This is a genomic window from Sorangium sp. So ce394, assembly GCF_051474665.1.
Taxonomy (GTDB): domain Bacteria; phylum Myxococcota_A; class Polyangia; order Polyangiales; family Polyangiaceae; genus Sorangium; species Sorangium cellulosum_D.
In genome coordinates this window covers 764,271-777,141 of sequence record NZ_CP150339.1, presented here as the reverse complement: position 1 = coordinate 777,141, position 12,871 = coordinate 764,271, and the positions used below count along the sequence as shown (strand labels likewise).

At 73.3% G+C, this 12,871-nt stretch carries 8 protein-coding genes; 4 read left to right on the top strand and 4 right to left on the bottom strand.

Going from position 1 to position 12,871, the window contains the following annotated elements; translation table 11 throughout:
- Positions 1-4 precede the first annotated feature (4 nt).
- Positions 5-994, top strand: coding sequence for a thiamine-phosphate kinase (gene thiL, locus WMF33_RS02930; protein WP_437335718.1), 990 nt, complete (start codon positions 5-7; stop codon positions 992-994).
- A gap of 139 nt (positions 995-1,133) precedes the next feature.
- Here thiL and WMF33_RS02925 read toward each other — a convergent pair whose 3' ends face one another.
- The 3 genes from WMF33_RS02925 to sppA all read right to left on the bottom strand — a co-directional run bounded on the left by WMF33_RS02925 (position 1,134) and on the right by sppA (position 7,835).
- The gene (locus WMF33_RS02925) at positions 1,134-1,637 is read right to left on the bottom strand and encodes a hypothetical protein (RefSeq protein WP_437335717.1); all 504 of its coding nucleotides are present in this window, start codon (positions 1,635-1,637) and stop codon (positions 1,134-1,136) included.
- A 479-nt stretch (positions 1,638-2,116) separates the two neighbouring features.
- A complete protein-coding gene (locus tag WMF33_RS02920) occupies positions 2,117-5,539 on the bottom strand; it encodes a vitamin B12-dependent ribonucleotide reductase (protein WP_437335716.1) in 3,423 nt (1,140 codons plus the stop codon).
- A 508-nt stretch (positions 5,540-6,047) separates the two neighbouring features.
- Positions 6,048-7,835 carry a signal peptide peptidase SppA gene (sppA, locus tag WMF33_RS02915; protein WP_437335715.1) on the bottom strand — a complete coding sequence of 596 codons (1,788 nt, stop codon included), beginning with the start codon at positions 7,833-7,835 and terminating at the stop codon, positions 6,048-6,050.
- A 435-nt stretch (positions 7,836-8,270) separates the two neighbouring features.
- On the opposite strand from sppA, the gene WMF33_RS02910 reads away from it, so the two are divergent.
- The 3 genes from WMF33_RS02910 to WMF33_RS02900 all read left to right on the top strand — a co-directional run bounded on the left by WMF33_RS02910 (position 8,271) and on the right by WMF33_RS02900 (position 12,224).
- Positions 8,271-9,863 (top strand): ribonuclease J, encoded by a 1,593-nt coding sequence (locus tag WMF33_RS02910; RefSeq protein ID WP_437335714.1) that lies wholly within the window; start codon positions 8,271-8,273, stop codon positions 9,861-9,863.
- Complete coding sequence (locus WMF33_RS02905) at positions 9,860-10,987, top strand: CHAD domain-containing protein (protein ID WP_437335713.1); 1,128 nt, start codon at positions 9,860-9,862, stop codon at positions 10,985-10,987. The genes WMF33_RS02910 and WMF33_RS02905 overlap by 4 nt, the downstream gene beginning before the upstream one ends.
- A 163-nt stretch (positions 10,988-11,150) precedes the next feature.
- Positions 11,151-12,224, top strand: a complete 1,074-nt coding sequence (locus WMF33_RS02900; protein ID WP_437335712.1) for a hypothetical protein — start codon at positions 11,151-11,153, stop codon at positions 12,222-12,224.
- Between the two features lie 68 nt (positions 12,225-12,292).
- On the opposite strand, the gene WMF33_RS02895 is transcribed toward WMF33_RS02900, so the two are convergent.
- Positions 12,293-12,862: a peptidylprolyl isomerase gene (locus WMF33_RS02895; RefSeq protein ID WP_437335711.1), complete on the bottom strand. Its 570-nt coding sequence runs from the start codon at positions 12,860-12,862 to the stop codon at positions 12,293-12,295.
- Positions 12,863-12,871: the final 9 nt, after the last annotated feature.

Below are 12,871 nucleotides of genomic sequence, written 5' to 3'. Positions count from 1 at the left end.
CTCGATGAGCGGGCGCTCCGAGTGGACGCGCATCGCGCTGCTGCGCGCCGTGCTCGGCGGCGCGGCCGGCGAGCACGTGCTCTGCGGCATCGGCGACGACGCCGCGATCCTCGCGCCCGTGGCTCCGGAGGGCGGGGCGCTCCCTGGCGGCGCGGCGCCGCTCGTCTGGACGGTCGACAGCGCCGTCGAGGGCGTGCATTTCCGGCGCGATCTCCTGAGCTTCGAGGACCTCGGCTACCGGGCGACGATGGCTGCGGCGAGCGATCTCGCCGCGATGGGGGCGCGCCCGCTCGGCCTGCTCGCCGCGCTGGTGTTGCCTCCGGACGTGAGCGACGACGATCTCGGCGCCATCGCCGCGGGCCAGCGCGCCGCGTGCGACGAGATCGGCGCGGCGGTCGTCGGCGGCAACCTCTCGCGGGGCGGAGAGATCTCGATCACCACGACGGCGCTCGGCGTCGCGGCCGCGCCGCTCCGGCGCGACGGCGCGCGCCCTGGCGACGCGCTCGCGCTGGCGGGGCCGGTCGGCCTCGCCGCGGCTGGGTTCGCGCTGCTCGATCGGCGCGTCTCGCTGGCCGGCGCGGCGGCCGCCCCGGCGATCCGGGCGTTCCGCCGGCCGGTGGCGCGCATCGAGGCGGGCCTCCGCGCGGCCGCGGCCGCCCGCGCGGCGATCGACATCTCCGACGGCCTCGCCGCGGATCTCGCGCACCTCGCGGCCGCGAGCGGCGTGCGCGTGCTGCTCGACCCCGGGGCGCTCGTGAGCGCCGAGCTCCGCGAGGCCGCCGCGCTGCTCGGCGCCGATGCGCTGGAGCTCGCGCTGTATGGCGGCGAGGACTACGCGGTGGCGGTCGCGGGCCCGGACGTCGGGGCGCTCCCCGGCTTCGTGGCGATCGGCCGCTGCGCGCCGCGGGAGGAGGGCGCGAGCGACGTGGCGCTGCTCGGCCCGGACGGGCAGCTCACGAGCCTCGTGGCGCGGGGGTACGACCACTTCGCCTGAGCCGCGCGGCGGAGGGTGCTCCGCGGCGCGGATGATCCGGACTGGTGGACTGTTCCGAGCGGCTCGCGGCGCTCGCGAGCGCGCCTCGGGCTCTTCACATCGCGTCCGCGGCGCTCGCGAGCGCGCTGACCGCCCTGGCTCAGTTGCACTCGGCAGGCGGCGTGGTTCCGCCGAGGCTCGCTCGGATCTGGGTGAGCGCCTTGGCGCGCGGGGTCTTCCCGCTCTTCACGAGCTTCTCGATCCCGGCGCAGAGATGGGATGCCGTCGCCGCCTTCGACTTGGCCTCCGACGACTTGCCCGACTTGGTGGCGACGGCGTGGAGCGCCGTGCAGCACGCCTGGATGGAGGCGCCTCCCCCGCGGGATGCCCCCGCCGCCGCCGGCTCGGCCTCGGCCGTCGCCGTCCCCGCGTCTGCGTCTGCGGCCGCGGGCTCGGCGGAGGCCGCTGCGGAGGGCTCCTGGGTTGCAGCGGGCGTCGGCGTCGGATCCGGCGTCGCAGCGGGCACCGGATCGGCGGCCACCGGCGCGACCGTTTGCGCGGGCGCGGGGATGGTCTCCGGCGCTGCTTCTTCTTTCTGGCAGGCGCTGGACAGGATGCCGCAGGCGAGGACGACGAAGGCCATGGACGAACGCGACCGGATCATGCGTCGTCTTCTACAAAGCTTCGCGGAGCACAGCCATCGGGCTGACAAAGTAGAACCGCGTCCGGACGCCCCCGCAGACCTCCCGCGCAGCACGACCTCCGCCACGGCTCGGCGCTCATCGTGAGCCGTCGACGAGCGCCGCCGGTGATCATCGTCACCGTCAGCGGTCAACGGGCACCATCACCGTCCACGAATCAGCGATCCCCCAGCGGTCCATATTGACCGCCCACCGTCAGCGATCGTCCCGGCGATCGCTCCTCGCCCCCCTTCCCCCCTCGGGTCGGCGGGGGTGGGGGTGATGCGGGAGGGGCTGGCGGGGGTAGGGCCCCACGAATCCGAGCGCCGGCCTTCAGCGCAGCGAGGCGTTCCAGCTCCCATCTCACCGGTTCAGGAGGCCATAGCCGCCAAGAGGCGCGAGTTCGTGGGAGGGGCCCCCCGCCAGCCCCTCCCGCATCACCCCCACCCCCGCCCGTCGCTCTTCAGCTGCAACCCATGCTGTTGCCGCAGTTGAGGCACTTGTAGCAGGCCCCGTTGCGCACGGTGATGTGCCCGCAGCCGTCGCAGACCGGCGCGTCGCCCATCATGTCCTCGAGCTGCGCGTCGAGCGCGCTCGCCGCCCGTCCCCCGCCGTCGAGCACCGCCGACGCCGAGGCGCCCTGCGTGAACGACGCCACGCCGCTCTCCTGGGCCCGCGACTCGACCGGATCCTCCATGGCCGAGGTGACCGGCTGCACGTGGGCGAGATCGTAGCGGTTCAGGTACTCGACCCCGAGCACGCGGAAGAGGTAGTCCACGATCGAGGTCGAGAACTTCACGTAGTCGTGCCCCTCGACCACGCCCTGCGGCTCGAACCGGGTGAAGGTGTACTGCTCGACGAACGTCTCGAGCGGCACGCCGTACTGGAGCCCGATCGACACCGCCATCGCGAAGCAGTTCATCATCGAGCGGAACGCGGCCCCCTCCTTGTGGAGGTCGATGAAGATCTCGCCGAGCGTCCCGTCGTCGTACTCGCCGGTGCGGAGGTAGATCTTGTGCCCGCCGACGCGCGCCTCCTGCGTGAAGCCCTTGCGCTTCCTGGGCAGGCGGAACCGCTCGGGCGCCGCCGCCGAGGGCGAGCGCGGGCGCGCCAGCGCCGTCGCCGCCTGGAGCACGGGCCCGGCGATCTCGGCCTTGTCCGCCTTGTCCGCCTTGCCTTTGGCGTCCGCCTTGCCGTCGCTCGAGCTCGAGGTCGACGAGAGCGGCTGCGACGCCTTGCAGCCGTCGCGGTAGAGCGCGACCGCCTTGAGCCCGAGGCGCCACCCCTCCTCGTAGATCCGCTGCACGTCCTCGATCGTCGCGTCGTTCGGCAGGTTCACCGTCTTCGAGATCGCGCCGGACAGGAACGGCTGCGCTGCGGCCATCATCCGGACGTGCGCCATCGGCGCGAGGTAGCGCCGGCCCTTCTTGCCGCAGCGGTTGGCGCAGTCGAACACCGCGTAGTGCTCCTCGCGCAGGTGCGGCGCCCCCTCCACCGTCATGCGGCCGATGATCGTCTCGTTCGCCTCCTCGATCTCCGCGGGCGAGAAGCCGAGGTGCTGGAGCAGCGAGAAGCCGAAGCGCGCCCGCGACTCCTTGGAGACGCCGAGCCGGTCGTAGGTCTCCTCGCCGAGGATCCACGGGCCGAAGGCGAGATCCAGATCGAAGACGCCGGGGATGGCGGCCTCGACCTTCGCGAGGTCGTCGTTCGTGAGCCCCCGCGCCTTGAGCGAGGCTCGGTTCACGTGCGGCGCCGCCAGGAGGGTGTTCGTGCCGGAGACGTAGGCGACGATCTCCTGCACCTCGGCCTCGGGGTAGCCGAGCCGCCGGAGCGCCTCGGGCACGGACTGGTTCACGATCTTGAAGTAGCCGCCGCCGGCGAGCTTCTTGAACTTCACGAGCGAGAAGTCGGGCTCGATGCCCGTCGTGTCGCAGTCCATCAGCAGGCCGATGGTGCCGGTCGGGGCGAGCACGGTCGCCTGGGCGTTGCGGTAGCCGTGCTCCTGCCCGAGCCGCACCGCCTCGTCCCAGTCGGCGCACGCCGCCCGCCAGAGCGACTCCGGGCAGCGGTCGCGATCGATCGCGTAGGCGGCGTCGCGGTGCATGCCCATCACCCGGAGCATCGGCTCGCGGTTCCTCGCGAACCCGGCGAACGGCCCCTTCGCCGCGGCCATCTCGGCCGAGACCCGGTACGCGTGGCCGCACAGGATCGCGGTGAGCGCGCCCGCGACCGCGCGGCCCTGGTCGGAGTCGTACGGGATGCCCTGCAGCATGAGCAGCGTGCCGAGGTTCGCGTAACCGAGCCCGAGCGGGCGGTAGTCGTGCGAGTTCTTCGCGATGCTCCGGGTGGGGTACGCCGAGAAGTCGACGAGGATCTCCTGCGCGACGAAGAACACCCGCACCGCGTGGCGGTAGCCCTCGATGTCGAACGAGCCGTCCTCGCGGAGGAACCGGGTGAGGTTGAGGCTCGACAGGTTGCAGGCCGAGTCGTCGAGGAACATGTACTCGGAGCACGGGTTCGAGGCGTTGATGCGCGCCGTGTTCGGGCACGTGTGCCAGCGGTTGATGGTCGTGTCGTACTGCACCCCCGGGTCGGCGCAGCCCCACGCCGCCTCGGCGATCTGGCGCCAGAGGTCCTTGGCGCTCAGGGTGTCGACGACCTCGCCGGTCGTCCGGGACCGCGTCTCCCAAGGCGCGCCCGTCGCCGCCGCGCGCATGAAGTCGTCGCTCACGCGCACGGAGTTGTTCGAGTTCTGCCCGCTCACCGTGTGGTACGCCTCGCCGTTGAAGTCGGAGGGGTACCCCGAGGCGATGAGGGCCATCGCCTTCTTCTCCTCGCGGACCTTCCACTGGATGAAGTCGACGATCTCCGGGTGGTCCATGTCGAGGCAGACCATCTTGGCGGCGCGCCGCGTCGTGCCGCCGCTCTTGGTGGCGCCGGCGGCGCGGTCGAACACCTCGAGGAAGCTCATGAGCCCCGAGCTCGTCCCGCCGCCCGAGAGCTTCTCCTGCTTCCCGCGGATCGCGCTGAAGTTCGTCCCCGTCCCCGACCCGTACTTGAACAGCCGGGCCTCGGCCTTGACGAGGTCGTAGATGCTCATCAGGTCGTCCTGGACCGCCTGGATGAAGCACGCGGAGCACTGCGGCCGCTCGTACGCGTTCCGGGTCTCGATGATCTCGTCGACCGCGCCCGCCCCGTTCGCCCGGCTCGTGGACGCGCCCTTCGCGACGGCGCCCCCGTTCCCCGCGTCGGCCGAGGCCTCGTTCCAGGCGTAGTTGCCGCCCGACCCCTCGATGCCGTAGCGGTGGAAGAGCCCGCAGTTGAACCACACGGGCGAGTTGAACGCGCCGTACTGGTGGACGAGCAGGTACGCGAGCTCGGCCTCGAAGGTGTCCGCGTCCTTCGTGGAGGAGAAGTAGCCGCCGAAGTGCTCGCCCGCCTCGCGGATGGTGCGCGCGAGCCGGTGGACGACCTGGCGGACGCTCGTCTCGCCGAGCTCCTTCTTGCCGTGGATCCCCGCCTTGCGGAAGTACTTGGAGACGACGATGTCGGTCGCGAGCTGCGACCAGCCGGCGGGGATCTCGGCCCCTTCCATCTTGAAGACGACCGAGCCGTCGGGGTTGGTGATGACGCTCGAGCGGCGCTCCCAGGTGACCTCGTCGAGCGGGTCGACGCCGCGGTGCGTGAACCGCCGCTCGAACCCGAGCCCGCGCGGGCGCGAGGCCCCCTTCTTCGCGGCCTTCGTCGCAGCCGCGCCGTTGACCTGCGCCCTGGCAGCCCCGCCGGTCACCGGACGGGCCCCCGCATCTTCCTTCGTCCGCGCCGTCATCTTGCCGTTCCCGGCGGGTAGCTTACCGCCGTCACCCACAACTGCCGACTGGGCCATCTCCAAGTCCTCCTGTAAGCCACCGCACCGGTCGGTGACTCGGATCGTACCGAAAGCACAAATAGTTCCCGGGAGAACACCGGAGGCTTGTTCGCCTCGGATCTCCACAGGTCCGGTTTGCTTCTCCCCTGCTACCTGCTCAAACGTTCCGTCTTCCGGCCAGTGAGCATAGGTCCAGGTGCCATGCCTGAAAGGCGTGCGCCGACATTCGGGAGCGCCTGACCGCCAGCTAGTCAAACCCGCGAAGGGCCCGTGCGTCAAGGAGAACCGCTACATCTTGGGATCCCGGGCCGAACAGGGCCCACATATAGCGTCTCGTCCGTTCGGCGCGGGATTCGTCGCGATCTCTGAGCAGTTCTGAACAGGTGCTACCCACCGGGCGCACAGATTACGCACAGCTTTCCCCCGCAAAAATCCGACCCCGTCCGGAAGGGGATTCAATGAATCCGGAGAGCCGGGCCAGGTGTGGGAGCGCGGGCGCGCCCACACCTCCGCAGCCGTCGGTGCTCTAGTCGAGCTCCGTCGCTTCCGCGCAGTACGCGAGCACCCGCTCCCCCTGGCAGTGGATCGCGAGCGTCACCTCCTCGGCGACCCCGTGCAGCCCGACGAGGTCGAGCAGCGTCGGCACCGGCGCCGGCAGCAGCGGCGGCGGCGGGATGTACCGCGACGCGCGCACGATCGCCGGCTCGATGGCCGCCGCCTTCGGCCCGATCATCTGGCGCAGCTCGTGGAGCGCCCGCTCGAACCCGCCGAGCATGTCGACGAGCCCGCGCGCCTGCGCCTCGGCGCCGCTGTAGACGCGCCCCTGCGCGAGCGGCTCGATCTCCTCGACCGGGCGCCGCCGCCCGCGCGCGACCACCCGGAGGAACGTCGCGTAGATCGCGTCGAGCTCGCGCTCCATCACCGCCCGCTCCCCCGCGTCGAGCTTGCGCGACGGGGAGAACAGGTCGGCCCGCGCGCCGCGCTTCACGACGTCGGTCGAGACGCCGAGCCGCTCGAGCAGCGGGCCGAGCGCGAAGCGCGCCGACACCACGCCGATGCTCCCCGTGATCGTCTGCGGCTGCGCGACGATCGCGTGCGCCGCCGCCGCGACGTAGTAGCCGCCGCTCGCCGCCACGTTCGACATGCACGCCACGACCGGCTTGACCTCGGCGAGCCGCGTGACCTCGTGGTGGATCCGGTCGGACGCGAGCGCGGACCCGCCCGGCGAGTCGATGTGGAGGATGACCCCCCGGATGCGCGGGTTCTGCCGCGCCGCGCGCAGGCTCGCGACGAGCCGCTCCTCGCTGGCGAGCGAGGCGCCCCGGAAGTGGGCGCGGCTGACGATCGCGCCGTGCACCTCGACGACGCCGATGATGGGCCGCGGCAGCATCGGCCGCAGCGACAGCGCGCGCCGCGCGCGCAGGTAACGGCCCGCCGCCACGAGGCGGGCCCTCCCGTGCCGGCCGGACGCGAGCGCCCCCTCGCCCGCGGAGCCCGAGGCGCCGACCTGGGCGCGGCGCGGCGCGGTCGTGCCCGGGAGCAGCCCCGTCGCGAGCATGTGCTCGAGCTCGTCCTCGTACGCGACCGCGTCGATGATGCCCCGCGCCACGGCCTGCTCCGCGCCGTAGGGCGCCTCGTCGATCCACCGCGCGGCCGTCTCGCGATCGACGCGGCGCCCCTGGGCGAGCGCCGCGACGAGGTCGCCGAGGCGCGCGTCGAGCAGGGCGCCGACCTGCTCGCGCTGCGCGGCGCTCATCGTGTCGCGCACGAGCACCTCGCCGGCGTTCTTGTACATGCCCTTCGCGAACACCTCGGGCTCGACGCCGGCCTGCTCCAGCGCGCGGCGCACGTAGCGGCCCTCCACCGCGAACCCGAGCGGCGACACCAGCGTCTCGGGCCCGACGACGACGGCGCGCGCCGCCGAGGCGAGCAGGAGCGTCGCGTTGTCGGCGCCCATCGGCAGGTACGCCACGATGTCCTTGCCCCCCGCGCGGATCTCGAGGAGCGCGTCCCGCAGCGAGGCGAGCACCGCGGGCCCCGCGTGGACCGATCGCATCCGGAGCAGCAGCCCCGCCGGGCGCGGGTCCTTCATCAGGTGCTTGCCGAGCTCCCGGACGCGCTCCACCGAGAGCGGGGCCCTCTTCCGAGGACGCCACCAGAGGGCGAGGCGGACCCGGGGCGGCTGGAGATCGACCACGCGGCCGTCGATTTCGAGGACGACATACCCGCCCCGTGGTGCAGCAAACGCCCAGCGAAGCGCGCTCGCCGGGAGCAGCAGCAGGCGGAGGAGATTGACGAGCAGGGCAGCGATCACCGGTGGCTCCTCGGAACGTTCAGGGGAAAGGCGGCTCGGGGTCCGGCATCGGGCGGCGGTGAGACGGCGGAGAAGGCAAGGTGCGCTGGGACCGGGCCGCGCGGCGCGAGCCCGGCGAGGCCGGCGGCCCCGGGCCTCGCGCCGCCACGGGAAAGAGAGAGCGTGACGCAAGGGGCCACCCTGTGGCTACACTGTCGCTCGAAGTTTCGAAGGGGACGGCGAGCCGATGTCGGTTAGGTCTTGAAGAAGTCGTCCTCTCTCTTACAGACCAGCTCAGCAAGCCGTGGGCCGTAGGCCTCCGGCGCCCTGGGTGGCAGACCCCCCCCTTCACCGAACGTGCATCCCGAGCAGAGCGCCCCCGCCCCGAGCCAGCTCCCCCCGCCAGCCCCGTCCACCCTGCGGCTCGTGCCTCTCGGAGGGCTCGGCGAGGTCGGCATGAACTGTCTCGCGCTCGAGCAGGCCGACGGCATTCTGCTCATCGACTGCGGGGTGACGTTCCCGAGCTCGGACCTCGGCGTCGACGTGTACCACCCGCGCTTCGATCACGTGCTCGCGCTGCGCGAGCGGGTGCGCGGCGTCGTGCTGACGCACGGCCACGAGGACCACATCGGCGGGCTGCCCTTCCTCCTGCGCCACCTCGACGTCCCCGTCTGGGGCCCGCCGCACGCGCTGGAGCTCGTGCGCTACCGGCTCGCCGAGCACGCGCTCGAAGACAAGGTGCGGCTCCTGCCGACGCAGGTCGGGCGCGAGGTCGCGATCGGCGGCTTCGTCGTGGAGCCGCTCCGGGTGACGCACTCCATCGTCGATGCCACGGCGCTGGCGATCCACACGGCCGCGGGGCTCGTCATCCACACCGGGGACTTCAAGCTGGACCCGACGCCGCTCGACAACGAGCCGACCGACGAGGCCCGCTTCCGCGCGCTCGGCGACGCCGGGGTCCGGCTGCTCCTGTCCGACAGCACGAACGTGGACTCGCCCGGCGAGGCGGGGAGCGAGCGCGACGTCGCCCACGCGCTCGCGGAGCTCGTCGAGACCGCGCCGGCGCGCGTCGTGGTCGGCGTCTTCGCCTCCAACGTCCAGCGCCTGCTCGCCCTCGGTCAGGCCGCGGTCCGCGCGCGCCGCAAGATCTGCCTCCTCGGCCGCAGCGTGCAGACGCACGTGCGCGCCGCGCAGGCCGTGGGGCGGCTCCCGTGGCCGAGCGACCTGCTCGTCCCGCCCGAGGTCGCCTCCTCCATGCCGCGCGAGCGGCTCCTCGTGGTCGCGAGCGGCACCCAGGCAGAGCGGGCCTCCACCCTGACGCGCTTTGCGTCGGGGACGCACCCGCTGCTGCGCCTCGAAGAGGGCGATCGGGTCGTGCTCTCGAGCCGCGTCATCCCTGGCAACGATCGACCGGTGGTCGATATGATGGCCGGGCTGCTCCGCCTCGGCGTCGAGCTCGTGACGTGGTCGACGGATCGGCGCGTGCACGCGAGCGGGCACGCGCACCGGACAGAGCAGGAGCGCATGATCGATCTCACCCAGCCGCGCAGCTTCCTCCCCGTGCACGGCGCGCTGCACCACCTGACGCGGCACGCGGCGCTCGCGCGGGAGCGCGGCGTGGCCGAGGTGCTCGTCGCCGAGAACGGCCACGTCGTGGAGATCGGCAAGACGCAGCCGCTCGGCCGGAGCGGCCGGGCCGTGACCGGTCGGGTGGCGACGGCGGGGGGCGAGGAGCTCGGCGAGGAGATCCTCCGGGAGCGCGCGAACCTCGGTCGCTCCGGGGTGGCGTTCGTGTCGCTGGTCGTCGACGTGCACGGCGCCCTCGCGGCGCCGCCGCAGGTCGTCGCCCGCGGGGTCACCGGGGAGCTCGAGGGCAGCGCGCTGAGGGCCGCGGCGCGCGCGGTCGCGCAGGCGGTGAACGACTGCGATCCGCGCGCGCGGCGCCGGGACAACGACATCATCGAGGTCGCCCGGCTCGCGGCGCGCCGGACGATCGAGGCGAAGCTCGGGAGGCGACCGCTGGTGACGGTGGCGCTCACGCGGCTGTGACGCCGCTCGAGGGGAGCGCGCCGCCGGAAGGCGGCGGCGAGGGGAGCGCGCCTCCGGCGGGCGGCGGCGCCGGGGCGAAGCTCTCGGCGCGGGGCTTCCTCGGTCCGGTGCTGCTCACCCACATCGAGAGCGTGCGCGCCGATGCGCGGCGCGTCGTCGCCACGAGCGCGCACGGCGCCGAGCCGGACGAGGAAGCCGTGCACGACTTCCGGGTGTCGCTCCGCCGGCTCCGGACGCTGCTCAAGCCGGCGCGACGCATCTACGGCAAGAAGCGGATCCGCCCCATCGCCGACGGGCTGCGGGAGTTCGCGCGGGCGACCGGGACGCTGCGCGACGAGGAGGTGCTGCGCGAGACGCTCACCGCGCTCGAGCTGGGCGAGGCGCCGCGGGCGGCCGTCGCCGCCTGGGTCGCGCAGCGCTCGCGCCGCGAGCACGAGGCGAGGGCCCATATCGTCGAGCTGCTCCGGCGGGATCATCCGGGCGACAAAGGCGCGCCGCGGGCCGATGGGCCGGCGGGCGACGCGGATGAGCCGCGGGCCGACGCGCCGCCGGCGGGCGAGGCGGACGAGCCGCGGGCCGGCACGCCCGTGGCGGTGGGCGAGGCGGACGAGCCGCGGGCGGGCGCGCCCGTGGTGGGCGAGCGGCTCCGGCTGGAGCCGTACCTCGCGCGCCTCGAGCGGCGCATCTCGCGCAAGAAGGCGAAGAAGCGCGGCGCCGAGGCGCTCGCGCGGCGGGCCATCCGCGATGCCTTACAGGACGTGCGCGCGCTCGCGGCGAGCGATCCGAGCGACGGCGCGGCCATGCACGCGCTCCGGATCCGCTTCAAGCGGCTGCGCTACTCCGCGGAGACGTTCTCGCCGCTCTTCGGAGAGCGCGCCGAGCGCACCGCCAAATCGGCGTCACGCCTGCAGCGCCGCCTCGGCCAGCTGCACGACGTCGACGAGGCGCTCGCGCAGATGACGAGGGCCGAGGAGCTGTCCCCCGACGATCGCGCCGCCGTCGTCGAGGCGCTCGGCGCCGAGCGGGCGCGGCTCGCAGGCAAGGCGACGGAAGAGCTCGCGCAGGAGATCGAGACGCTCGCGTCGCTCTGGTCCGACGCGCCGCCGGCGCCCCCGCCGGGGTGACGCGGCGCGCGGGCGCGGTGCAGCAAGGAGCGCCGCAGCAAGACAGCCGCGGAAGGGGGCCGAGCCTCGCCGACCGCGGAGCTCGCCATGGCGGCAGGCGGTCGTGATACCGTCGCCATGGCTGCATCCATCCAGGCGAAGCTCGCCGATCCAGGAGGTCGTGTTGCGCCGCTCTGCCGTCCAAAGCGTCACCGCGATCGTCGCTCTCCTCGCGGCGAGCGCCTGCACCCAGGACTTCGATCAGTTCGAGCCCGAGCTCTTCCCGCAGTCGTCCGGGAGCGGCTCCGGCGGCAGCGGCGGCGGCCAGACGACGACCGCGAGCACCACGAGCAGCGGCGGAGGCGGCGGCGAGCAGTGCTCGAACGGCGACGACGACGACGGCGACGGCGCGGTCGACTGCGCCGACGACGACTGCGGCGGGTTCGCCTGCGTCGCCGTGCCCGCGGACTGGCAGGGGCCCGGCCTGCTGTACGAGGGCCCCGAGGCCGCGGACGTCGCCTGTCCCGAGGGCTTCTCCACGCGGGTGGACGTGGGCGGCCGCGATCCCGTCGACACGCCCGCGACCTGCAGCCCGTGCTCGTGCGGCGCGCCGGACGTGGAGTGCGAGCGTCCGGCGGTCACCGTGTATGGGGACGAGGGGTGTGACGGGGCGAGCGTGACGCTGCCGGTCGAGTCGGAGAACTGCATCAACCTCCGCGACTTCCAGCCCGGCAGCTACAGCGCCGAAGCGCCCGACGTGGATTCGGCGACGTGCGCCGCGTCGGGCGGCGAGGCGACGTTGCCGCCGCCGCGCTTCGGCGTCGAGGGGCTCGTGTGCGCCCCCGGGCCGGACGCCGGCGGATGCGACGCGGGCGAGGCCTGCGCCCCGCGAGAGGTCGACGCGCCGTTCGAGCAGGGCGTCTGCATCTGGCGCGAGGGGGAGCGGCGCTGCCCCGAGGGGTTCGGCGAGCGACACCTGTTCGCGAGCTCGATGGTCGACAACCGCGGCTGCACGCGGTGCACGTGCGACGCGGACGGCGTGCGCTGCGCGGCGACGCTGGCGCTCTTCGGGGAGACCCGCTGTCGGGAGCCCATCGAGACCGTGCCGTTCAACGGGGCCTGCGTCGGCGAGCCGCCCCCCGCCGCCTCGGTGTCGATCGAGGTGACCGGAGCCGGCAGCTGCCAGCCGCGCGGCGGCGACCCCCGAGGCGAGGTCGAGGAAGGCGACGACAAGATCACCGTCTGCTGCGCCCGCTGAACGAGCGCGGCGCTGGCCGCGACGCGCGACGCGCGACGCTGGGCGCGATCGCGCGTCGCTGGACGCGGCTACTGCCGGAAGATCTCGACGCGCTCGAGGACGACGTCCTGGTTCGGCCGGTCGCGCGTGGTCGCCACGTTGGCGATGCGGTTCACGACGTCCAGCCCGCTCACGACCTTGCCGAACACCGAGTGCCGGTTGTCGAGGTGCGGCGTCGGCCCCTCGGTGATGAACCACTGCGCGCCGTTCGTGTTCTTGCCGGAGTTCGCCATCGAGAGCACGCCGGGGCCGTCGTGCCGCAGCTCGGGGTTGAACTCGTCGGCGAACTTGTAGCCCGGGCCGCCCGTGCCCCAGAGCGGCGCCTTCTCCGGGTAGCGCGAGAGCGGATCGCCGCACTGGATCATGAACCCCGAGATGACGCGGTGAAAGCGGACGCCGTCGTAACAGGGCGTCCCCTGCATCCCCTTGCCCGTCGTCGGATCGATCCAGTTGATCGCGCCCGTGGCGAGGCCGACGAAGTTCTTGACGGTGTTCGGGGCGCGCTGCTCCTCGAGGCGGATGGTGATCTCACCGAGCGAGGTCTTCAGTCGGGCGTGAAGCTGGCCGCTGCCGGGCACATTGATCGGGGGGAACTCCATCGGGCCTTC

Coding starts and splice junctions, on each gene's coding strand:
- thiL (WP_437335718.1), top strand. CDS start 5: ATGAGCGGGCGCTCCGAGTGGACGCGCATCGCGCTGCTGCGCGCCGTG.
- WMF33_RS02925 (WP_437335717.1), bottom strand. CDS start 1,637: ATGATCCGGTCGCGTTCGTCCATGGCCTTCGTCGTCCTCGCCTGCGGC.
- WMF33_RS02895 (WP_437335711.1), bottom strand. CDS start 12,862: ATGGAGTTCCCCCCGATCAATGTGCCCGGCAGCGGCCAGCTTCACGCC.
- WMF33_RS02910 (WP_437335714.1), top strand. CDS start 8,271: ATGAACTGTCTCGCGCTCGAGCAGGCCGACGGCATTCTGCTCATCGAC.
- WMF33_RS02920 (WP_437335716.1), bottom strand. CDS start 5,539: ATGGCCCAGTCGGCAGTTGTGGGTGACGGCGGTAAGCTACCCGCCGGG.